This window comes from Desulfatiglans anilini DSM 4660 (assembly GCF_000422285.1).
Taxonomy (GTDB): Bacteria; Desulfobacterota; DSM-4660; order Desulfatiglandales; family Desulfatiglandaceae; genus Desulfatiglans; species Desulfatiglans anilini.
Map to the genome: position 1 here is coordinate 39,958 of NZ_AULM01000020.1, position 21,677 is coordinate 61,634.

General features: G+C 61.0%; 21 protein-coding genes and 1 riboswitch. Of the genes, 5 read left to right on the forward strand and 16 right to left on the reverse strand.

From position 1 onward, the window contains the following. Positions 1 to 15: 15 nt before the first annotated feature. On the reverse strand, positions 16 to 450 hold the full coding sequence (locus H567_RS0113710) for a hypothetical protein (protein ID WP_153306195.1): 435 nt from the start codon (positions 448 to 450) through the stop codon (positions 16 to 18). A gap of 879 nt (positions 451 to 1,329) precedes the next feature. Beyond that, positions 1,330 to 2,490 (reverse strand): TraB/GumN family protein, encoded by a 1,161-nt coding sequence (locus H567_RS0113720; protein WP_028321842.1) that lies wholly within the window; start codon positions 2,488 to 2,490, stop codon positions 1,330 to 1,332. A 210-nt stretch (positions 2,491 to 2,700) separates the two neighbouring features. Here H567_RS0113720 and H567_RS0113725 point away from each other — a divergent pair, with 210 nt between their 5' ends. Together H567_RS0113725 and H567_RS0113730 are read left to right on the forward strand one after the other, a co-directional pair. Further along, on the forward strand, positions 2,701 to 3,819 hold the full coding sequence (locus H567_RS0113725; RefSeq protein ID WP_051184863.1) for a serine hydrolase domain-containing protein: 1,119 nt from the start codon (positions 2,701 to 2,703) through the stop codon (positions 3,817 to 3,819). Between the two features lie 59 nt (positions 3,820 to 3,878). Continuing rightward, complete coding sequence (locus tag H567_RS0113730) at positions 3,879 to 4,409, forward strand: type 1 periplasmic-binding domain-containing protein (RefSeq protein ID WP_028321844.1); 531 nt, start codon at positions 3,879 to 3,881, stop codon at positions 4,407 to 4,409. A gap of 226 nt (positions 4,410 to 4,635) precedes the next feature. On the opposite strand, the gene yedF is transcribed toward H567_RS0113730, so the two are convergent. The 13 genes from yedF to H567_RS24970 all read right to left on the reverse strand — a co-directional run bounded on the left by yedF (position 4,636) and on the right by H567_RS24970 (position 17,278). Next, positions 4,636 to 5,235, reverse strand: a complete 600-nt coding sequence (gene yedF / locus H567_RS0113740; RefSeq protein WP_028321845.1) for a sulfurtransferase-like selenium metabolism protein YedF — start codon at positions 5,233 to 5,235, stop codon at positions 4,636 to 4,638. 193 nt (positions 5,236 to 5,428) lie between these two features. Next, positions 5,429 to 6,481, reverse strand: coding sequence for a selenide, water dikinase SelD (selD, locus tag H567_RS0113745; RefSeq protein ID WP_084517314.1), 1,053 nt, complete (start codon positions 6,479 to 6,481; stop codon positions 5,429 to 5,431). 630 nt (positions 6,482 to 7,111) lie between these two features. Continuing rightward, on the reverse strand, positions 7,112 to 7,450 hold the full coding sequence (locus H567_RS0113755) for a histidine triad nucleotide-binding protein (protein WP_028321847.1): 339 nt from the start codon (positions 7,448 to 7,450) through the stop codon (positions 7,112 to 7,114). Then, positions 7,443 to 7,631: a hypothetical protein gene (locus tag H567_RS0113760; protein WP_028321848.1), complete on the reverse strand. Its 189-nt coding sequence runs from the start codon at positions 7,629 to 7,631 to the stop codon at positions 7,443 to 7,445. Before H567_RS0113760 ends, H567_RS0113755 begins: the two co-directional genes overlap by 8 nt. An 8-nt stretch (positions 7,632 to 7,639) precedes the next feature. Then, positions 7,640 to 8,506 carry a hypothetical protein gene (locus H567_RS27295; RefSeq protein WP_051184865.1) on the reverse strand — a complete coding sequence of 289 codons (867 nt, stop codon included), beginning with the start codon at positions 8,504 to 8,506 and terminating at the stop codon, positions 7,640 to 7,642. Positions 8,507 to 8,790: 284 nt separating this feature from the next. Continuing rightward, the gene (locus H567_RS0113770) at positions 8,791 to 10,104 is read right to left on the reverse strand and encodes a TRAP transporter large permease (protein WP_353743102.1); all 1,314 of its coding nucleotides are present in this window, start codon (positions 10,102 to 10,104) and stop codon (positions 8,791 to 8,793) included. Continuing rightward, complete coding sequence (locus H567_RS0113775) at positions 10,101 to 10,586, reverse strand: TRAP transporter small permease subunit (RefSeq protein WP_035254520.1); 486 nt, start codon at positions 10,584 to 10,586, stop codon at positions 10,101 to 10,103. The genes H567_RS0113770 and H567_RS0113775 overlap by 4 nt, the downstream gene beginning before the upstream one ends. A gap of 46 nt (positions 10,587 to 10,632) precedes the next feature. After that, positions 10,633 to 11,691 (reverse strand): TRAP transporter substrate-binding protein, encoded by a 1,059-nt coding sequence (locus H567_RS0113780; protein ID WP_035254507.1) that lies wholly within the window; start codon positions 11,689 to 11,691, stop codon positions 10,633 to 10,635. A gap of 407 nt (positions 11,692 to 12,098) precedes the next feature. Continuing rightward, positions 12,099 to 12,944 carry a bifunctional hydroxymethylpyrimidine kinase/phosphomethylpyrimidine kinase gene (thiD, locus tag H567_RS0113785; protein WP_051184867.1) on the reverse strand — a complete coding sequence of 282 codons (846 nt, stop codon included), beginning with the start codon at positions 12,942 to 12,944 and terminating at the stop codon, positions 12,099 to 12,101. Continuing rightward, positions 12,919 to 13,959, reverse strand: a complete 1,041-nt coding sequence (gene thiL, locus H567_RS24965; protein ID WP_051184869.1) for a thiamine-phosphate kinase — start codon at positions 13,957 to 13,959, stop codon at positions 12,919 to 12,921. The genes thiD and thiL overlap by 26 nt, the downstream gene beginning before the upstream one ends. Further along, complete coding sequence (gene thiE, locus H567_RS0113795; RefSeq protein WP_028321853.1) at positions 13,950 to 14,600, reverse strand: thiamine phosphate synthase; 651 nt, start codon at positions 14,598 to 14,600, stop codon at positions 13,950 to 13,952. The genes thiL and thiE overlap by 10 nt, the downstream gene beginning before the upstream one ends. A gap of 148 nt (positions 14,601 to 14,748) precedes the next feature. Beyond that, positions 14,749 to 15,558, reverse strand: coding sequence for a hydroxyethylthiazole kinase (thiM, locus tag H567_RS0113800; protein WP_028321854.1), 810 nt, complete (start codon positions 15,556 to 15,558; stop codon positions 14,749 to 14,751). Positions 15,559 to 15,638: 80 nt separating this feature from the next. After that, positions 15,639 to 15,732: riboswitch (TPP riboswitch) on the reverse strand. A 379-nt stretch (positions 15,733 to 16,111) separates the two neighbouring features. Beyond that, a complete protein-coding gene (locus tag H567_RS24970; protein ID WP_051184871.1) occupies positions 16,112 to 17,278 on the reverse strand; it encodes a nucleotidyltransferase family protein in 1,167 nt (388 codons plus the stop codon). A 76-nt stretch (positions 17,279 to 17,354) separates the two neighbouring features. Between H567_RS24970 and H567_RS29870 the strand changes: the two genes are divergently transcribed. Further along, positions 17,355 to 17,477, forward strand: coding sequence for a hypothetical protein (locus H567_RS29870; RefSeq protein ID WP_279614992.1), 123 nt, complete (start codon positions 17,355 to 17,357; stop codon positions 17,475 to 17,477). 30 nt (positions 17,478 to 17,507) lie between these two features. On the opposite strand, the gene H567_RS0113820 is transcribed toward H567_RS29870, so the two are convergent. Next, on the reverse strand, positions 17,508 to 18,830 hold the full coding sequence (locus tag H567_RS0113820; RefSeq protein WP_028321856.1) for a (Fe-S)-binding protein: 1,323 nt from the start codon (positions 18,828 to 18,830) through the stop codon (positions 17,508 to 17,510). 834 nt (positions 18,831 to 19,664) lie between these two features. Between H567_RS0113820 and H567_RS0113830 the strand changes: the two genes are divergently transcribed. Next, a complete protein-coding gene (locus H567_RS0113830; protein WP_028321858.1) occupies positions 19,665 to 20,258 on the forward strand; it encodes a TetR/AcrR family transcriptional regulator in 594 nt (197 codons plus the stop codon). 279 nt (positions 20,259 to 20,537) lie between these two features. After that, positions 20,538 to 21,581 (forward strand): zinc-dependent alcohol dehydrogenase, encoded by a 1,044-nt coding sequence (locus tag H567_RS0113835; RefSeq protein ID WP_028321859.1) that lies wholly within the window; start codon positions 20,538 to 20,540, stop codon positions 21,579 to 21,581. Positions 21,582 to 21,677: the final 96 nt, after the last annotated feature.

Sequence of the window (21,677 nt, forward strand, 5' to 3'; positions counted from 1 at the left end):
CTTTTCCCCCTGACGCTAGCAGCCTTCATCGTGCATGATCCGAAACTCCCCCGGTTTCGGAGGCGCAGGCATCGCCGGCTTGGGGGGCGGGGGCGGCGGCGAGGCTTCCCCGCCGATGTCCTGCGGACCCTCTGTGCGTTGGGAGGCCGATGGGAACGTCAGATCTGCGTTCTGCTCCACCTTTTCGGCCAGGCCGAAGAGGACCGCCTGGTCATAATAGCGCCAGGCCTTCAGAGAGGATGGATCGGCCTGCACCGCCTTGCGGAAGAATTCTTTGGCGTCGAGATACTTACCGCGCGCATACGCCTCCTGGCCGAACCGCAGCATTCGTTCGCACTGCTCTTTGTCGACGCATGGGGTTTTTTCATCGGCCCTGGCGGCCGGAGGCAGGATCAACAGGCAAGACAGGAGCAACATACCCGGCAAAAACAGCCAGAATCCGGCTTTCATAGGCTGCACCTCCATGGTTTGGTTGAACATCAGCGCCCCGGACGGGATTCGCGAATCCCCTGCTTCCGGGCTGCATCTCGACGTGTGATCGAGGGGCAACGCCTTCTATCGGCTGCCTGGCCCCGAGGACCAGCGCGGCAGATCATCCGTCAATGGACCAGCCCGTACACCGGGCCCTGGGAAAAGGGCGGCTGGTCGTTCATCGCAACGATGACGGGTGCATCGAAGCCGGCTGATGTGCGGCCTCTTCTCGGGATAGGCGTTTGTTTTTCAAGCACAAAAACTTACTTTTAACGAAAAACGGTTCAAAGGTCAACCCCGATATCACCGGCAGCACCCTGGAGGGCGGTCAATTCAGGGAATGGGGCATTCCCCGGTAATTGAACGAAGTTCCTTTGGGATCTACTCCTCGGGTCGTCTCAGGCCAGATAGCGGATTGATTCCGCTCGATCCAGGAGTGATAGCATCGGGACAGCCCGGGATCTTTCATGATCCAGGTTTCGCCGATGAGTTTCAATTCTTCGATCATTTTCCAGTAAAAATGCATGAGCCCTCCTTGTGGATGATGAAAAAAATGGTTTGGTCCGCCTGCCTTCGGAAGGGGTATCAGCCGCATCTCCCGATGCTCACAGCGAGCTCTATAGCAGATACGGAGTCGACAATCAAGCCGTATCTTGTGTTTTGATCATCTAGAATTCCTGTATGTTGTGCTTCTCCATGCGGCGCGCCGGGCAAGGGGCTTTCATGTCCAGGTGATGGTCGAAAATACCAGGATGCTGCGGCCTTTAGGCGGCGGTGCTGCCTGTCCTGATCCATCGAGCCTGACGGCGGCGGGGTCACAAATCTCCGGCTCGAGGGCCGCCCCGGGCCCGCAGGGCATCAGGCCATGAAACGGGCCATAAGCGGAATGGCCACGAAGGTGCCGAGGGAGCTGCCAAGGTTCGTCATGACGACGATCAACAGGATACGGGTGATCTTGTTGGTCCAGAAGCCTCTGATGGTCACGATATCTTCTGAAAGCCGTTCAAAGTCGCTCACCTTCGGCTTGTTCAGGAAGATCTGGACCAGCCCGGCGACCCATCCGGCGGCGATCATCGGGTTGAGGGACGTGAAAGGTGCGGCGATGACCGCCGTCAGGATCGTCAGGGGGTGGGCGAGGGCCAGGGCGGCACCCAGGCCGGAGAGCCCCGCGTTGGCCAGCACCCACGTCTTGATCATGTCGGTGCCGCCGGTCTTCCCTGAGTAAAAGAATCCAAGAACGATCAAAAGCAGGACCAATGCCGGGATGCCCCATTTCAGAATCCCTGCCAGCGGACTGCGAGGCGGAACGACTTCGAGATCCTCGAGCCGGATGGTCTGCTCCCAGGCCCGTTTGATGCCGGGGACGTGTCCGGCGCCGACGACGGCGACCACTTTGCCGCCGGGGGCCTGGCGGATGCGATGGGTGAGGTAAAGGTCCCTTTCATCGATCAGGATGCGGCGCATTTCCGGAAGGTGAGTCCCCATCTCTGAGAGAAGGCTCTCGAGGACGTCTTCCCTTTTCATCCGCTCGATGTCCTCCTCTTCGATATCGTCGACCTCGCCGAAGGAGACCAGCATCTGAAAGAGGAGTTTCATCTTGCTCAAGAACCCCATCAGGCGCCAGACCCTGGCGAGGGTAATGCGGATATCCCGGTCGGCAAGATGGATCCGAGCGCCTGTCTCCTCTGCGCATGCGATGGCCCTGCGCATCTCCTCGCCGGGCTGGATGCCGAGCTTCCGGCCGACCCGCTTTTGAAAGGCGCTCAGGATGAGGTTGGCCAGGAGCAGGAACGCCTTTTTTTCCTTGATGATCTTGAAAAGGTCGGTGTCCTGCCACGTTTTCTGCTGGGTCAGGGTTTCGTATCGAGCCTGGCACAGTTCGATGCAGACCGTATCGGGCCTTTCTTCCCGGATAAGGCTCTCGACCAGACGGGTGCTTTCCTCGGAGACATGCGCCGTCCCCACAAGGATGATTTCTCTTCCGGATTCGTGTATACGGTAAATATTTTCTTCATTCATGATAGACTGTAAAGGGCTCCTGAAGGGAATGCCGAAAGGGTCGGCGGGGTGATCGCGCTGTGCATCCGGCCGCTGAGATGGATCAGGGCAAGATCGATCCGCAGCGGCTGCGAGGATGATCGTTTGCGCTCTCGCAGCCGGACAATATGAAAGTATGGCACATGTCTCCAGCCTTTCCAAGGATTTTGATCCAAAGGGGAAAGCAGGCGGATGGATAGGTCCGAAGAGGATGAAAGAAGGATGCCGCTCAGCAGGCGCCAGCTGCATCGAGGCGTGGGGGAAGGCGTTTTTCCGGGCGCCGTTCTCCTTGCGGCCAGGGAGGGGAGAATCCTTCTCCTCGAGGCGTGCGGGCGGCTTTCTTCGGCGCCGGCGGAGCCTGCGGTTCGGGTTGACACCCTTTTCGATCTCGCGTCGTTGACCAAGCCGCTGGCCGCAACCATGGCCGTCATGCGCCTCGTCGATCGGGGCAGGCTCCATCTGGACCAGCCGCTCGAGACAATTCTCTCCGATCAGCAGGTGCCCGAGGACAAGGCGGGGTTGACCCCTCGGATGCTCCTGGCGCATGCATCGGGTCTGAAGGACTGGCACCCGTTTTATCGGGATCTGGCCGGCGCACCGGCCGGGGAGCGCAGGCAGGCGGTCCGGCGGGCCATTCTCGAGATGCCTCTCGTCCATCGTCCGGGACAGGCGACGCTCTACAGCGACCTTGGATTCATGCTCCTCGAATGGATCGTCGAGCGAGCCGGAGGCATGCCCCTGGATCGCTGCGTCCGAGAGGGGGTTTACGAACCGCTGGGCCTGTCCGATGTGTTTTTCTGGGGTGGAGCCGTTCCGGCGCATTGTTCGAGGACCACGGCGGCCACCGAATATTGCTCCTGGCGGGGCCGGATGCTTCGGGGGGAGGTGCATGACGAAAACGCTTGGTTCATGGGGGGATTCTCGGGGCATGCCGGTCTTTTCGGTACGGCCCGAGGGGTATACGCCCTGACCGACATGCTGGTGCAGCACCTGGACGGCCTGAAAGAGGACATTTTCCGTCCTGCGACGGTGAGGTGTTTTTTGCATCGACAGGACCTTGGAGACGGCACCCGCACCCTGGGTTGGGATACGCCGTCGGGGGAGCATTCGAGCGCGGGCCGTTTTTTTTCACGTCAGAGCATCGGTCATCTGGGGTTCACCGGGACATCGGTCTGGGTGGATCTCGAGCGGCGCATCGTGGTGATCCTTCTGACCAACCGGGTGCATCCCAGCCGTGAAAACATCGCGATAAGGGCCTTCCGGCCCATCCTGCACGACACGGTGATGGCCGAGCTTCTGCAGGAGACATGAGGCGGGCCGAAGTCGTGTGAAGCGGAGGCGGCCCGGCTCGAGAGGAGGTTCTGAGGCATATGGGGGAGATTCGAAGCACTCTGGACATTATCATGGAAAAGACGAAGGGGCTTACCCTGACCGAGGAAGAAAAACTGGAGTTGCAGGAGCGTGAGCTGCGGGGGCGGGTGCAGGGTCTGCTGCAGCGCTGCGTCGACGGTCTGATCGGCCCGTCGGCCCTGCTGAAGGAACTCGATGAGCGGGATCCCCTCAGGCGCAGGCGTGCCATCGAGATGATCGTGGAAGGAACCCTCGAGCGTCTGGACCCTGAAGGAGACAACTCACGCCTGATCGAGATCGTTCAGGAGACAGCCGGAAGCGGCGGCGCCTCTCTCAAGGCGATGCTCGATGCCGGCCGGGACGATTTTTCGCGGAAACGCGAAGCCCGCCGGCAGTCGCTCCTGGCGGCCCTGGCGGAAAAGGGAATCCGCGGGAGTGCGGTCATTCCCAACCTGGAAGCCGACACGCGCTGGGGTGCTCTTAAAAAAGAGGAAACCGATGCCCTCGTGAGCAGGGCGAAGGCCCTCTTCCGTCGAGACCGGAATCCCTGAACAGGGGGCATCCCAAATTTTCAGGTTTGTTCACCGGCCTGCTCAGGCCGGCATCCTTGAAACGAGGGAATCTTTCATTGGGGCCGTCGCAGCCGGTAAGATGCGGCCTGGAATCCCCGAACGACATCGTCTTTTTTTTCGCTGTCCGCTGAATCGAAGGCAGGCGCCTCCATGTGCGGCGCCTTCTTGTCCGCCGAGGCTCCGCCAAAAGAACCGGCGATGCCCTTCAGATGTTGATGACCGAATCCGCCAGCTGCATGGCGGTGACGATGTCGAGCATGTTGGTGGTTTCGCCCACCTCCTTTTCCTGCAGCAGATCGAAATGCGTCAGACACGTCCCGCAGACGAGGATATAGATCCCCGCGGCCTCGAATTCTTTGAGCAAGGGAAGAACGTCCGATCCCCTTACGGTCATCTTGACGCCGTTGTTGACGAAAACGAGGCGCCAGAGTTCTCTGCCCATCTCTTTGAGGGTCTTCAGAAAGCTTACCATCAGCTTGGCGCCCAGCTCATCGTCGCCATGCCCCATCTTGTCGTGGGTGATCATGACCATGATCTTCCGCACCTCTTCACGGCCGAGTTCACCCGGTGCGGGGGCGGCCTCCGCGTCTCCGGATTTTCGGCCCTCGACCCGGATATGCCGCCCCTCCGTCTCGGTGGAAACCGTGAAGCCTTGCGTGCGCAGAAACCGGGAGACGTTTTCCCGGGAGGCTTCACCATCGACGAGGACGGCGACCTCGCGGGACGGGTTTTTTTCGAGCCATTCCTTGGTCTGGAGAACAGGGGCGGGGCAGGCCAATCCGCGGCAATCGATTTCGTGGGTCATTGCAACACTCCTGAGGCCGGTTTCGTGGGGTAGGTTCGTATAGGCCCGGTGCTCCGCGCCGATCCAAAGCGCCAAGCGTGCCGGAGAAGCGGCCCGAACAGCCATTCAGGCCTTCGGCCCCGCTCATAGATTGTCTTCTGAGAAGCAGCGTTCACGGGCTGTTCCGGGAAGGGGCGGAACTCTCCCCGGTCCTTTAGGACGCCTCCACGACGATGCGGCCGACGGGCTCCGGGACGATCTCGCCCACGAGCGCCGCGCAATCCACCCCCTCCTGGAGGAGTGCCGAAGCCAGTTCCTCGGCCGCGCCCGCCGGGGCCGAGATCAGCAATCCGCCCGATGTCTGCGGATCGAAGAGCAGATCCGCTACCACAGGATCCAGCTCGAGAGGCGCATCCACCATGCAGGCCCTGAACTCTTTGTTGCGATAGGCGCCTGCTGGAAAAAGGCCCATGCTTCCGTATTCGATCGCCTCCGGCAGGATGGGGACGCGGGAGGCGTGTACGACCGCGCCGAGCCCCGATCCTTCGACCATCTCGGCCAAGTGCCCCAGGAAACCGAACCCTGTGATGTCCGTGCAGGCATGGACGGGGTAATGCGCCATGATCTCCGCCGCCTTGCGGTTCAGCGTGGCCATCAGGCGGGTCACGCGCTCGATCAGCTCCGGCGGCGCCATATTGGCCTTGATAGCCGTATTGACAACCCCGGTCCCCAGGGGCTTCGTCATAATCAATCGGTCTCCCGGGCGGAGGTTCTTCTTGGTGAGCACCCGATCGGGGTGGATGAAGCCCGTGACGGAAAGGCCGTATTTGAGCTCCTTGTCTTCGACGCTGTGGCCGCCTATCAGCACGACCCGAGCTTCCCTCAGCTTGACGATTCCGCCCTCGATCATGCTCCGGAAGACGGACAGGTCCATCTCCTTGAGGGGAAATCCCACCAGATTCATGGCGGTTTTGGGCACACCCCCCATGGCGTAGACATCGCTCAGGGCGTTGGCCGCTGCGATCTGACCGAACCAGTAAGGGTCATCGACGATCGGGGTGAAAAAATCCACGGTCTGGATGAGGGCCAGTTCGTCCGAGACCTTGTAAACCCCGGCGTCGTCCGCCCTCTCGAGCCCAACCAGCACGTTCTCGTCCGTCGGGAATGCGATCCCGCAAAGCGCCTTCTCCAGGTCCCCTGGAGGGAGCTTCGACGCTCAACCGGACCCCGAGACGGTTTCGGTCAATCTGCGGGTCGTGTTTTCCATGACGATCGGCATCCTCGTCCTTTTCGGCCGGAAATGGTCGTTCGTGTTTTGGGCGTTATACCCCACCGTTCTCGAGGGGGCCATCTGGCGGGGGACCTCGCAGAAAGTCCCCTGCCTGCTATCTCGTTTCCATGCGGAGTTGATCTACCGGTAGAACCCGGTTTCCCATCCGGAAATGAGGATTTTTCTTCACAATCTGTGCGTGCTCAGTCCCACCGCTTCGCAAAGGGTCCCGGTTTCTTTAAGCCCTTCGGGTGCTCAGTCCCACCGCTTCACGGCGGGTCCCGGTTTGGTCAATATCAAGGAAATCAAGTACTTGCGGCGAAGTGACCTGCAGGTCGCCGCACAAGCAAACGTGCAGATTACCGCCGAGATTGGCCAAAAGGACTATTTCCGGATGGAAACGCTCGCATTTCAACGGGCTCACCGAAACAGAACAGACGGAGCAGGAGCAGCCGGTGAAGAGACCTCGCCCTGCCATTTCGTCCTCCAGGGTCGCTCGAGGCAACCGAAGGGCGCTCGAGATGCGGGTCCGCGGCCGTTGTCAAGAGAAAGAGTAAGGAGACGGAAAGGGCTTGTCAAACGGGATTATACGATCATTCACTTGTGCGGAATCGGTTTATCCGATGTTCATTTGCGCTGCCACCCGCCGAAAAGATGCAGGTGAAGGTGGAACACGAACTGGCCGCCGCCTTTTTCGACATTGAAGAGGAGTTTGTACCCGCTGGATGCGATGCCGGCCTCCCGGGCCAGATCAGGGGCAAGGAGGATCATTTCCGCGATGAGCGATTCATCCTCTCCGGCGAGGTCGTTGATGCTGCGGATGTGTTTGCGTGGGACGATGAGGATGTGCACCGGCGCACTCGGTCTGATGTCTTTGAAGGCGACGATGCGCTCCCCCCGATGGGTGAAATCGGCAGGTTGTTCGCCGCGGATGATGCGGCAGAAGATGCAGTCTTTTTCACTCATGGTTCTGTTCATGACCCTCCACGGCGGCGATCTGGGATTTGAGTTCAGGGAAGCCCTCGGGGTTGACCGAGAAGGCGGCGAGCCCTGCTTCCAGGAACAGCTTCACGAGGCGGTTCGAGCCCACGAAGGTCCGGCTTCGGAGGACGACGGGGCGTCCGGCAGGATGTTTCCGGGTCTGCAACCGTTCTTTTATGCGAAGGGCCAGGCCGGGACCAGCCGATGTTCCATGAAATCGGTGGCGGCGGTCTGCCCCTGGACTGTCGCGAGGGCCCCCAATATGACACGGCGTTCGATCAGGCGCCGGCTCAGCCTCAGGGCCTGGTCCAGCGCCTTCGAAACGGTGTTCTTGCTGAGGGTTCCAATACTGCAGGTGACCATCCTGCCCCGGATATCCGTTCCCGGATTGATCTCCTCCGCCGGCCGCTGGATGGTCTGGGCGTTTGAAACATAGGTGGCATTGGCGATGGCCGTGGCGGCGGCATCCGCCCTGGCGGCCGTTTCCGCCACGACCGTTACGGAGGCGGCGATACCGCAGGTGAGGCCAGGGTGGCCGAGCCCGCTCGTCGCAATGCCCCAGCTCGGCAGTTGGTCATCCAGTTCGAGGAGATGCTCGAAGATGTTCGAGCCGACGTCGGGTCTGATGCCGACCATAAGGGAGGCCGGCTCCCCGATCCGGACGGCTGCATCCTCTCCATTTTCGACCAGAACAACCGTCATTCCGCGCGTGTACAGGAAATCGGCCACGGCGTCGGCCAGGGCCCCTCTCACGGCGGCCAGGGGCGTCAGATCGGCGTCTCCCACCTCTCGCACGCTCTGAAGCATCGATTCTGCAAGCGGATCCAGGAAATGGCCGGCGATTTCATTCAGGTGGCGCTTCAATTGCTCTTCAGCGAGCGAGATACGCTCGATATAGCCGAACGCCTCGCGCGCCGCCTGGATGCACAGGCTCCTTTGCGGTGTGCGGCCGACGCGGGCGTAAATGACGAGCCGCGTGGACCCGTGCCGGGCCAGGATCCGCCCCTGATCAAGGGCATGGATGGCCTTTTCGACGCGCATCTCTCATTGCCTCCTTCAAGGAGCGGTCAACGTGTTCCGGGCGGAAACATCTACCTCGTGCCCGTCCGGAAATGATTTCCCGGTGGAACCCAGTTTCCAATCCGCGAATGAGGATTTTTCTTTACACCCTTAGGGTGCTCAGTCCCACCCCTGCGGGGCGGGTCCCGGTTTGGCCAATATCAAGGAAATCAAGCGTTTGTGCGGAGGCGACCTGCAGGTCGCCGCACAAGCAAACGTGGAGATTCATGCCGAGATGGGCTGAAAAGACCACTCCCGGATGGAACCTACCTCAACATCATATCCGGTAGACACAACACAAGCTCCGGGTAGACGGTGACCACGCAGAGCACCGCAAAGATCGCCAGGAGAAAGGGGGCGACGCCCACGAAGATCTCTTCGACGCGGATGTTCCTGGCGACGCCTGCAACCGTAAAGATGTTCAACCCCATCGGCGGCGTGATCAAACCGGCCTCCATCATGAGGACGGCGATCACGCCGAACCAGATGGGATCGAAGCCGAGCGTCAGGACGATGGGAAAAACCACCGGCATGGTGAGCACCATCATGGAGATGGCATCCAGGAAACACCCTAGAAAAAGGTAAATCAAGACGATGATCGCCAGAACGGCAAAGCGCGATACGGACAGGTCGGCGGCCCAGGCCGCGACCTCCATCGGGATGGTCGACAGGGCCAGGAAGTAGCTGAAGACGTTGGCGCCGGCAACGAGAAAGAGCACCATGACGGAGGTGCGAACGGCTTCGCTCAGTCCTTCCATGAGATTGCGCCGACTCAAACGTCTTTTCAACAGCGCTGCGAGCAGCAGGAGCGTCGCCCCTAGCGCTCCAGCCTCGGTAGGGGTGAAAAACCCCAGGTAGATGCCGCCCATGACGACCACAAAGATGCTGAGGGGCTCCCACACGCTGAGCAGAGACCGGAGTTTCCGCCTCCAGGCGACCGGCTCGGGATTGGTCGGCGCCAGATTCGGTTTGAGCTTGACCCAGAGCACGATGATGGCGACGTAGGCCAGGGAGAGGAGCAGGCCCGGGATCATCCCGGCGATCAGCAGTTTCCCGATGGATTGTTCCGTGAGCATGCCGTAGACGACAAAACCGATGCTCGGCGGGATGAGAAAGCCCAGGGTGCCTCCAGCGGCGATCGTGCCGCTGGCGAAACGAGGGTCGTAGCCGAACCGCTGCATCTCCGGCAGGGCTACTGTGCCCATGGCCGCGGCGGTTGCAACGGAAGAGCCGGAGACGGCCGAGAAGCCGGCGCAGGCGCCGATGGTCGCGATTCCCAAACCGCCCGGGAGCCTTCGCAGCCAGTGATCGAAGGTCCTGTAGAGCTCCCGGGTCATGCCGGAGCTCCCGGCAAATCCGCCCATGAGGATGAAGAGCGGGATGACGGTGTAGGGATAGTAGGCGGAGACTTCATAGATCGTACGGGATGCGACAGGCAGGGCCGCTCCCATGCTGGTCAGCTGGGCGATCCCGGCAAAGCCGGCCAGCATCAGGGCGAAGGCGATGGGCATGCCGAGAAAGAGCAGGATAAACACCCCGGCCAAGCCAAGCATCCCTGTGGTTACCGGGTCCAAAATCACCTCCCTTTCAGTTCTCCGACGGTGTCGATGAGTTCGATCAGGAGTTCCAGCCACAGCAGAAAGGCGCCCAGAGCGACCAGCAGCCTGAAGGGCCATTGCGGGATTCTGAGCATGTCCGAAACTGCGCTGGTGCGAAGGCCGATCAGGCATCCCTGCCAGGCGACGATTCCGATGATCAGCAGACCCAGGGAAATCGTTACGGCATCGAGGAAGAGGCGTCCCCGTTCCGGCAGGCGCGAGGTGAAGACCGAGACCCGGACATGCCCCCGGACCTGATGGGTATAGGCGAGACCGAGAAGGATGAAGACCGACAGCAGGTAGCTTGAGAGCTCGACCGTCCCGCTGACAGGGGCGCGCCAGAAGGTCCGCCCCACGACATCTCCGGCCGTCATGAACATCATGGGCAGGAGGAGAAGCATCCCCGCGTGGCAGAGCCAACGGTTGATGCGTTGGATTCCTTCTTTGACGGCTGTCCAGTTCATGAATGGCAACGGATCACGGAGCATCGGGCGGCTGGTAGGCTCAGGCTCAATCCTTCCATTCGCTCGGATAGGCGACGCACTCGACTCCATGTTTGTGGGCTTCTTCAGCGAAGATGTCTACGGCCTTGCGCGCGGGGAGGCCCTTGGCCTCCAATTCGGCCACCCATTTTCTGGTTTCATCCTGAAAGACCTTGAACCAGCGCTGCTCTTCATCCTGCGGAAGCCGGTAGAGGGAAACCCCCTTCTTCTCGATTTCCTTCATCATGGTTCGATAGACTTCCTGATTCAAGCCATGAGTGGTCTTGAAAGGGTTTCCCACGACCTCTTCGATGATCGGCTTCAGATCGTCCGGCGTCTTCTCCCAGCTTCTGCGGTTCATGACGACCCCTTCTGAAACGCACCCGAAGGTGAGGATGACGCCGTGCTGGATGACCTCCGGGAGTTTGAAGGCGAGCACGAGCGGCGGACAGGTGACGAGGCCGTCGATCGCGCCCGTCTCTACTGCCAGATAGACGTCGCCCAGGGGCATGAACACCGGCTCGGCGCCGATGGCGTGGATATAGCGGGTCTGATGACCGCCCGGGGTGCGCAGCCGCAAGCCTTTGCAGTCTTCGAGGGTGCGGATCGGCTTCTTGGTCCACAGAAAGGCCTGGATGCATCCGTTCAATTCCAGGACTTTCACATCGGGGAACTCGTCCTTGAGGATCCTCCGGTAAGTGGCGTTGCCGATCTCGACTCCGACGTCTTTTCCATCGACCCAGGCCGCCAGCGAGAGGACATCGGTCAGGGGGAAGCGCCCGGGCGTCCAGGTGGCCGTGAAATACCCCATGTCGGAGAGCCCCTGGGCGACGATGTCATAGTGTTCGGGGCCGGTGCCGAGGGCTCCGCCTGCGTAAAGGGTGAATGTGATCCTGCCGTTGCTCCGCTTGTTGAGTTCCTCGAGCATAGGCGCCCACACCGTTTTCACCTCACGGCTTGCCGGCGGGTGCCAGGTGCTGAATTTGATGTGGATGCCGTCTTCGGCTACAACTGGAGAGGCGGCCGGGAGACCGAAGAGCAAGATAAAGAGGACGCCAAACAGGATCGAAAGCCGGTTTTTGCGCATGATCCGGATTCTCCCTTCGCATTGACCGTAAGGGTTGAGGCACGGCGGGGTCGCTCCGGCGCTCCCCCGGCGTCAGCCGGCAACCTGCGGTCCGGAGTACGCCGATGGCTGGTGGCCCTTCCGATGTCGAAAAAAACTCGGGCAATGGTGGTTGACGATGGCGGTCTATGCCCCATTATGTGAATCGACCGGATCGCCTTGTCAAGTAAAAAGGCTGGAACCGCCGCTTGGGAAAAGCGCCGGTTCGGCGTCCTCGCGGCCGCCGCCTGCCGGTGCCGATGACGGGCAGCGCGGAGAAACGATCGGGATCATGAGGCCTCTGAGGGTCAATGAGCAATGAAGCCGAGCGTGTCTGTCCGACGGGCGGGGGGAAACGAAGGGGGCAGGGAAGCCGGGGCGCAGCAGACTTACTGCCAGAACGGGAACAGGTGGTGCACCGGTCCATGGCCCTTTCCCAGGCGGTAGGAGACGCCGGCCCGGATGGCGGCATGGATGTATTCTTTGGCCTTCCGGACGGCCTCCGGGATGTCGAGTCCATGGGCCAGGTACGCAGCGGCTGCGGCTGAGAGCGTGCAGCCTGTCCCATGGTTGTTCCGGGTGGCGATGCGCGGGGCCCTGAGTTCGACGAAGCGGTCTTCCTGCTTCAGATACAGGATATCGTTGCTTTCCGGGTCGTTTTCGAGATGGCCCGCCTTCAGCAGCACCGCGGCGCTGCCGAATACGGAAAGCGATTTGGCGGCGGACCGCAGATCCTTCAATTCCTCTTGCACAGTTCCGAGCAGGACCGCCGCTTCCGGAAGGTTGGGGGTGATGATGTCGGCCAGCGGGATAAGCAGGTCCTTGAAGGCCTCCACAGCATCGCCGCGGAGGAGCCGGTGTCCGCTCTGGGAGATCATCACGGTATCCAGGACGATCCGGCGTGCACCATGCTTTTGCAGTCGGCCTGCTACAGCGGCGATCAACTCGGCCGAGTAGAGCATGCCGATCTTGACCGCATCGGCGCCCATGTCGCTGAAGACCGCCTCCAGTTGAGCCTCCACGAATGCGGCGGGAACGGGGTGTATATCCGTGACCCCGAAAGTGTTCTGGGCCGTCAGGGCGGTAATGGCCGACATGCCGTAGCAGCCGAGGGCCGCAAAGGTCTTGAGATCGGCCTGAATGCCGGCGCCGCCGCCGCTGTCGGAGCCGGCTATGGTCAGCGCTTTGCGGTAACTGTGCCGGGTGGTCTCAGAATCCGCCGGGATGGTCGCCATGGGGGTCGCCTGCCTGAAAGTGGTTCCAGCCTGATGCCGTAAAAGGGATGATCCGGCCTTCACGGGTTTCGATTTCGAGACGTCCGGAGCTGTTCATCCGGCCGATGGGGTAAAGGATGCGGCCGAAGAGGCGGCGGTATTCTTTCGCCAGATCCTCTGCCCTGGCGGGGTCCACGGTGCAGACGAGAACGTAGTCCTCGCCGCCTGCAAGGGCGAAGTCGACCGGGTCGAAGCCGAAGCGTTTGCAGAAGGCCGGAAGATGGTCCGAAAAAGGGATCTTCGCCGCCGAAAGCAGCACTCCGAGGCCGCTCGCCTCTGCAATATGACCGAGGTCCGAACTGAGTCCGTCGCTGACATCGATGGCCGCGTGCACGCCGCCGGCGCTTGCGAGGAACCTTCCCTCCCGGATATGAGGGCGCGGCCTCAGATGGGCCTCGATCAGGTCCCGGTCGACCGGCGATTCCGGAGCCGCCTCCTGCAGGATGAGGTGCAGCCCGGCGCGGCTGTCTCCGAGCGGGCCGGTGATGAAAACGATGTCGCCTGTCCTGGCGGTGTGGCGAAAGAGGATCTCCGCTTCCGGTACCTCTCCCGTCACGGCGACGTTGATGACCAGATCCCGGCGCGAACCGGTGGTGTCACCCCCGAGGATATTGACGGAAAAGGCCTGGGCCAGGGATTTCATGCCGTCATAGAGGTGGTCGAGGTAGTTGAGCGGCACCTCTTCAGGGATGGCGATGCTTACGAAGGCTTCCCGCGGGGTTCCGCCCATCGCGGCGATGTCGCTCAAGTTGACGGCCAGAGATTTGTACCCGAGGTCGAAGCCGCTGATCCGGTCACGGATGAAGTGGACCCGTTCGACCAGCAGGTCGGTGGTCAGCAGGGTGATCCGCCCCTCCGCCGTTCGGAAGGCCGCCGCATCGTCGCCGATGCCCTTGAGGACTCCGTCCGGACGGACGAGGCACCCCTGAGTCACCCTGCGGATGAATCCGAACTCTCCGATCTCTTTCAGCCCCATTGCGCCTTAGCCCTTTCGATCGCCGCCCGCAGTCGTCTGGCGGCCGCCTCGGGGTCTTCTGCGGATACGATGGCGGAGACGACCGCCAGGCCGCTCCCGCCGTGCCGGATGACCTCGGCGGCGTTTTCGAGGTTGAGACCCCCGATGCCGACCAGCGGCAGCCGCACAGCCGCCCGGATCGCCGCGAGCCCGCCGAGTCCGAGGGCGGGGGCGGTGTCCGTCTTGGTCGGGGTGGTGAAGATAGGGCTTACCCCGATGTAATCCGCGCCCTCCGCCTCCGCCCGAAGGGCGTCGTCCAGGCTTTCCGCGGAGATTCCGATGAGAGCCTTATCCCCGAGGATCGCTCTTGCCTGAGGAAGCGGCATGTCGGTCTGACCGAGGTGAACCCCGTCGGCCTCGACGGCCAGAGCCACATCCACGCGGTCGTTGATGATGAGGGGGATGCCGTGTTCATGCAGGAGGCTGCGCAGACCGAGCGCCTCCTCGATGAAGGTGCGGGTGGAGCACGTTTTCTCCCTCAGTTGCACGCAGGTCACTCCCCCTCTGACGGCGGCCTCCACTATGGCACGCGTCGGGCGTCCGCGGGCGAGGCTGCGGTCCGTGACGAGGTATAAGGAATAATCGATCTGTTTGATCTGCATGGGGTCATCTCTTGGCTCGAAGGCCGGCGGTACGGGTTTACGCGGTTCGTAGGGTTCGGAACCGGCCGCCGCCCGCCGAGCGGGCCTCCCGGAATGCATGCCGCAATGAAACGAGTCTATGTCAAAGGAAATCCCTTTTGACCCTCTGTCAGGGCTGCTCGAACCGGCACCCGGCAGCCAAGGCCTCCGGGGTCAAGTTGTACAGGGCATCGAGAAAGGCGGTCATAAAACTGCCCGGCCCGTGGCAACTGGAAGCACCGATTTCACCGGCCAGTCCGAAGAAGGCGAGCGCGGTCGCCGCAGCGCTCCACGGATCAGGGTCGACCGCCAGGAACGCCCCGATGGTGACCGTTGCAGCGCAGCCGGTCCCTGTAATGGTCGACATCAGCGGGTGCCCGTTTCCCACCTTGACGGCCCTCACGCCGTCTGTGACGAGGTCCCTCGGGCCGGTGACGGCGAAGACCGCATGCTGGTTCAGAGCCATTTCCTCGACCCTGTCTCCGAGATCTTCGACGGTGTGCAGCGAGTCCACCCCTTTCGTCTTCGAACCGGTCCGGGCCAGGGCGAGGATCTCCGAAGCGTTCCCCCTGATGACGGATGGTTTTGCCGCCTCCATGATTTCCAGGGCGGTCCGGGTTCGGAATTCGGTCGCGCCTGCCCCCACCGGGTCCAGAATGACAGGTTTGTGCAATTCGGCGGCTTTTCTGCCGGCCTTGAGCATCGATGCAATCCAGGGGCCGCTGAGGGTCCCGATGTTCAGAACCAGCGCTCCGGCCAAAGAGACCATTTCCTCCACTTCCTCCTCGGCGTGGGCCATGACCGGACTTGCGCCCATGGCTAGAAGGGTGTTGGCGGTGAAGTTCATCACCACGAAATTGGTGATGCTGTGGACCAGAGGCTTCTGGTCCCGGACGGATGTCAGATTGCGAACCGCCTTTTCCCTTAACGTGTCGAGCATGCTCAAACCCCCGAAAGATGACCCATGAAAAAAGCCGCAACCCATCGCGCGGGAAGCGGCCTCCTGGTCCATTCAAATGAATGGAACCTTCCTTCTTATCCCTACGCTGGCATGACCCAGATCAGGTTCAACGGGTATAATCTCAGGCCTTTAAGGCCACCCCGAAATCTGATTTTTCACAATTTATCCTTCATTTTAAAGAGGCGATACCGGGCTGTCAAGAGGGAGGTTCGATGCGGCATTGAAAAACCAATTGTGCTGAGCCATGCTATGTGGGAGGGATATACTCCGGCAGGGGATCCGGGTCTAGGTCCAGCCGTGGCAAAGGGCAGAAACCCTGCCCGTGGAACTCCACGGGACCCTGGTATTCCCCGCCGGGGCGATGCGGTGCCAGAGCAGAAAGAGGCCGAAGGGTAGGAAGAAAAATCCTCATTTCCGGATAGGAAGCCGGATCCTGCCGGGAAATCATTTCCGGATGCACGCGCATGAGGACCTGTCGGACGGTTCCATAGAAGGGCGCCGCCAGGGAAGGGCCGGTTCGTGGGCGAAGCGTTCAGCCGGCCGTCACACCGTGGGACCGGCGCCTGTCATCGTGTTCCCGATACTCCTGGAGTGCGCACGAAATGGTTTTCCCGCAGGTTTCTTCAAAACGCTTTTCGAGGGCCTGCACCCTGTCGATCCGGCGCCTGTCCGCTTCGGGCCCCCCATGCTCTCCGAAGGAGGATGGCGGCGTCCCAACCGAAGAGGCCGCGCTGCCGGGAGCAGCCCCCCGGCGGAGATGAGAGTCGGCCAGGAGGAGGATATCCGCCTCCTCCTGGGGCCCTGTGGAGAGAGGGTCGATGTGCGCAGCGGCGGCCAGGGTTTCGGCCACACGCCCGAAGCCGATGCCCTTTAGAAATGCGGCCAGGCTTTCCGAATGCTTTGATGCTGCAGGCTTGAGATGCTGCAGGAGTGCAGCCGCCTCGAGGCGTTGGAGGTCCACGGGGTTCCCGCATGCCGTGAGGGTGTGCCCCAGGAAAGAGGCCAGACTCGATGCCTCCTGAATGCGGCGAAGTTCTTCCGGCGGGGTGTTCAGAGTGCGAAGCAGTGCGAGGCATTCCTCCCGGTCCGGGATATCCTGCCGGGGCAGCGCTTCGAGAAGGGTCCGATATTTTTCGGGGGTGTCCATATCCAGCAGCATGAGCCGATCGGGTACGTCCACTTCCACGCAGCTGCCGGAATGGGCCTGGAAAAAACCTCGCAGCCCATACGGGCCTTGCCACTGCAGGATGGCCTCGGCCCAGCCCGCATCCAGGAGGGGTGGGTGGCCTCTTCTGCCCGAGAAACGCGGAATGAAGATCCCTTTGCGGTTGGAGGCGTCAAGTACGTTCGCCAGAAAGTGAAAGGTGCCCGGCCGCACGAGCGGCGTGTCCACCGGAAGGACGAAAAAGCCGTCGAGGTCCCGAGGAAGGCTTTGGATTCCGGCCTGGATGGAGGAGAACATCCCCTCTTCGAAGCGCGGGTTGTGGATCGGCACGGCCCCCGAGGCGGCCATCCGCCCCGCGAGTTCATCGGCACGAAATCCTGTGACCACGTAAATCTCGCTGAGTCCGATGCTCCTGAGGTTCCGGATGAGATGCTCCGCCACCGTCGTTTCCCCGAACGGGAGGAGGGGTTTGAAGGCGCCCATCCTGGAGGAGAAACCGGCGGCGAGCACGATCACGCCGAGGCGTTTTTGCATCGATTGGACTCCGGGAAGAAAAATTCGCTCGGGTGGTCCGGCTTCAGGCCCGGGTGCAGAGGCGGCATTCCACGCCGTGGCTGATATCGAAAAATTCAAACGTTTGCGCGACGGCGGCCTGCAGGCCGCCGCACAAGCAAACGTGCAGATTGACGCCGAGATTGGCGAAAAAGACCATTTCCAGTTGGAACCTGGGTAAGAGGTCCGCTGGTGGGCATGGTCAGACGGTCTACCATTCCTGGTCGAGGTCGACGCCCAGCCGCTCCCATTGGGCGGCGCCCTCGGCTTCGCCCCGGGCGACCTCTTCTTCGGTCCAGGGGTCCAGTACGAGGCTGTCGGCGACCAGTTCCCAGATGTATTTCACCTCATACTTGTAGTCCGGGTAGAACTTGGGGATGCGCTTCATCATCTGGTCGTGGCAGTTGGAACAGCCGACGACCACCACGTGGGCGCCGGAGTTCTTGATCTGGTTGTATTTCATGCGGCCGTGCCAGGCGGCTTCCTCTTCGTAGGGTCCGGGCCACATCCCGCCGCCGGCGCCGCAGCAGAAGTTGTTCGCGCGGCCCGGCTCCATTTCGACGAACTCGTCCACGCACTGCTGGATGATCCAGCGCGGTTCGTCATAGTAACCCTTGCCGAAGTGCCGTTCGAGTTCACGGCCATGTTTGCAGGAGTCGTGCCAGGTGAAGATCTTGCCGGCGTTCACGCTCTTGTCGATCTTGATGCGGCCGGTCTCGATGAGCTCCTTCAGGTAATCGTAGAGGTAGATGTAATTGATCTCGTTGTCGGGGTTTTCGTGGACGCACATCTTCATGCCTTCACGGCAGCCGTACGATCCGCCTCCGCAGTCAGGCATGATCATGCGCTTGATCCGATGTTTTTTCACGAAGTCGATCTTCCGGCGCGCCAGTTCCTTGATGGCATCATAGTTGCCGGTAAAGAGCCCCCAGTCGACCGACTCCCAGTTTTCCGAAGGGACCGTCCAGTTTTCTTTTGCGGCATAGAAGATTTTCCACCACCATTTCATGTCCTCGTTGTCCGCGAAGACCTCTTTGGAGTTGGGGAAGAAGAGGATGTCGGCGTCGTCCTTGTCGACGGGGACGTAGAAGCCCGGCAATTCCTCCTCGGCCAGCTCGTTGCCAAGGTCCGAGAGCAGGAAGAAATAGTCTGTCTGGGGAATGGCCATGTTGTTGCCGGTGCTCAGGGCGTTGGCTGCGCCTTTGTGGAGGATTCCGGGGACTTCGTCACGGGGCCGCAGATGCTTCATGTGCAGCATGATCCACGGGATGTCGATGCCCATCGGGCAGGCGTAGGCGCAGCGGCCGCAGCCGGTGCAGAGCCAGGGGAACTTCGAATTCACCACCTCGTCCAGCATGCCTAAGACCAGCATGCGCAGAACCTTGCGGGTATCCCATCCCTCCATTCCGGGGGTTCCCGTGATGGGGCACCCATTGGTGCAGGTGCCGCAGGTCATGCAGGCGTTGAGATCGAATTTGGATAAATGGTCCTGAACGTCCTTGGGTAGTCTTTTCGGGCTGAGAGCCTCTGTCATGTCATCCTCCGATTCCCGGGGCGGCCTGGCGGTCCAGCAGACAGGCGGGGTCCCCGTTCGATATACGCGTATTCTTGCCCTGTACGGGCCGTGAAGCCGTCACCATCCTGGTACTCCAGGCTTGAAATACCAGCCTTCCACCGTAGCCCAGAGTCTTCCTGCCGCCGGACAGGTCAAACATGTTTTTGGGGATTCGGCGGCTGCGGGAAGGCCGGAAATGACCCTGCGGGGGACTGTATCCCCGAGCGCCGGTTTTGTCAAAGAGGTTTTGCACAAAAAGTTCGCGGAATTTGAACCGGGGGTTTCGTTTATTTCGGTCCAAGGAAGGCGGTTCTCCAATCGCGGCTGGACGATCCTGAGCCCGGGCGGACCGATGCCTGGTTTCCATCCGGGAATGGTCCTCTTGGCCGATCCCGGCTCCATCTGCATAGTTGTTTTTGCAGCATCCTGCAGATCGCCGTAGCGCGTCGCAGCGCAAATGATTGATTTTCTATAAATTAATGGAATGTGCCCCGGCGAGAAACGGTGGGATTGAGCACGCGCTGGGTGTGAAGTAACCTGGTGGAACCCGCCCCGCGGGGGTGGGGCCGAGCACGCGGATCGTGTGAAGAAAAATCCTCATTCCCGGATGGTAAACCAGGTTCTACCTGGATAATCATCTCCGGATGGACATTTTATATTTTATGTTGACAATGTATCGAGTGTTCGATATGCTATCGATCAATCGATATAACCTGAGGCTTTTCCTTTTGAACCAGCCGGCGGCTTTTTGCTCTGTCTGATGGTTTTCCATGGTGCGTTTCGTGTTTTGAAATCGTAGCAAGTGAGGGGACTGTGTCTGGAAATCAGGGCAGCAAAGAAAAACTCATCCAGGTGGCGGTGGAACTTTTTGCGAACAGGGGATTCGCCGGGACGTCCATCCGGGACATCGCGAGCGCGATGGGGATGAGCATCTCGAATATCTACCATTATTTCGGCAACAAGGAAGGCCTTCTCCTCGCGATACTGGAATATGCTTCCGACGCTTTGCTGAGGAGGCTCAGAGAGGGTTCGGAAAAAGAGGAGGAACCTGTCCGAAAACTGAAGAGCCTCGTCCAGACGCACCTGAAGCTTTCAAGAGAATTTCTGAGGGAATCGAAGATATTCTTTCTGGATGAAGATCACCTTTCCCAGGAAGGGCATCGAATCAACTGCAAGATTCAGCGGGAAATCCTGGATATGTACGTCCAGGTCCTCAGCGATCTTGCACAGGAAGGCCTGGTGCAAACCCGCAGCATCAAGATTCTGGCATTCAATATACTAGGGGTGATCAACTGGCATCTGAAGTGGTTCCGCACCGAAGGGGAACTCTCTCACGAGCAGGCCGTCGAAGAGATTTTGGATTTCATCCTTCATGGGGCACTGGGGTTGGGGCAAAGGGAGCGCTGATCAGCGCGGAGGCATGCCCTTCAGCCTCAAGCGGGGTGTGTCTTTGCTGCCGGCAGGGTCGATGGGTTGTCGGCGCGGGCGCGGCCTGTCTCATCTTGCTTTGCATGGCGTTTGAGTGCGGATCTTGAGCGTGTTTTCGGATATCGCAACGGAAGAAGTTGAGAGGGCAGACCGGTGCAGTCAGATATGGGGCCGTAAAAAGGTAAGGGCATGTTCTGAAACGCTGAGAGGCGGAACGGACCATCGACTTGAATCGAGAGGACACGGAGGGGAGTTAGCATGAAGGCAGTGGTGTTGATGGAAGGTCATCGGGTGGGGATGGCGGAGGTGCCGGAGCCCCGGCTTCAGAAGAACGACGACGTTCTCGTGCAGGTGACGGCCGCGGCCATCTGCGGATCGGACATTCATATCAAGCACGGGCAGTTGCCGGGGATTGCACCCGGGACGGTCATGGGCCACGAATTCGTGGGGGTGGTGAGAGAAACCGGCGCGGATGTCAGCCGGTTCGAACCCGGAGACCGGGTTTCCGTTCCGGCGGCGGTATGGTGCGGCACCTGCCCCGCATGCCGGCGGGGTCAGATCCAGTACTGCCCGAACGGGGGTGTGTGGGGCGGCGGAGAGTTTTTCGGCAAGGGGCTGGCAGGCGCCCAGACGTCTTATGTGCGCGTGCCGTATGCGGACATGTGTCTGACCCCGATCCCCGATCAGGTTTCGGATGAACAGGCCGTTTTCGTAGGGGATGTCTTCAGCACGGGCTATCATGCAGCGCTCGAGGGCGGGATCGCCACAGGGGATACGGTGGCGGTTTTCGGCTGCGGCCCCATCGGTTTGGCGGCGCTGATCTCGGCCTGGCAGATGGGACCCCGTGAGGTCTTTGCCGTGGACATGTTCGACAACCGGCTGGAGATAGCGCAGCGCTATGGCGCCACCATCGTCGACGCCCGCGAAGAGAATGCCGTCGAGCGGCTGCGGGAAGCCACGGGCGGAGAGGGGGTGGATGCGGTCATCGAGGCGATCGGAAACCCGGCGACCTTCCAGCAGGCCCTGCGGTCCGTTCGCCGCGGTGGGACGGTCTCGGTAGTCGGTCTCTTCCCGGCCCCGGTGGAGTTCCCCTTGAACGAACTCGCTTACTACGGCGTGCGCATCAACATGGGACTCGGGAGCCTTGCCCATATGCCGCAGTTGATGGGCCTGCTCGAAGCGGGCCGGGTCGACCTCACGCCGCTCGCGACGCACTCGTTCGCTCTCGAGGATGCAGTCGAGGCCTATGACCTTTTCGAAAACCGCAAGGACGCCTGTATCAAAGTCATCCTGAAGCCTTGACCTCAAACGTGCAGCACGGCACTCCGTCCCCGATCGGTCTCTCCGAGCGGAGGTCATTTTGAAAGAGCAGACTGTTCGGTGATTCAAGCTGCCCTT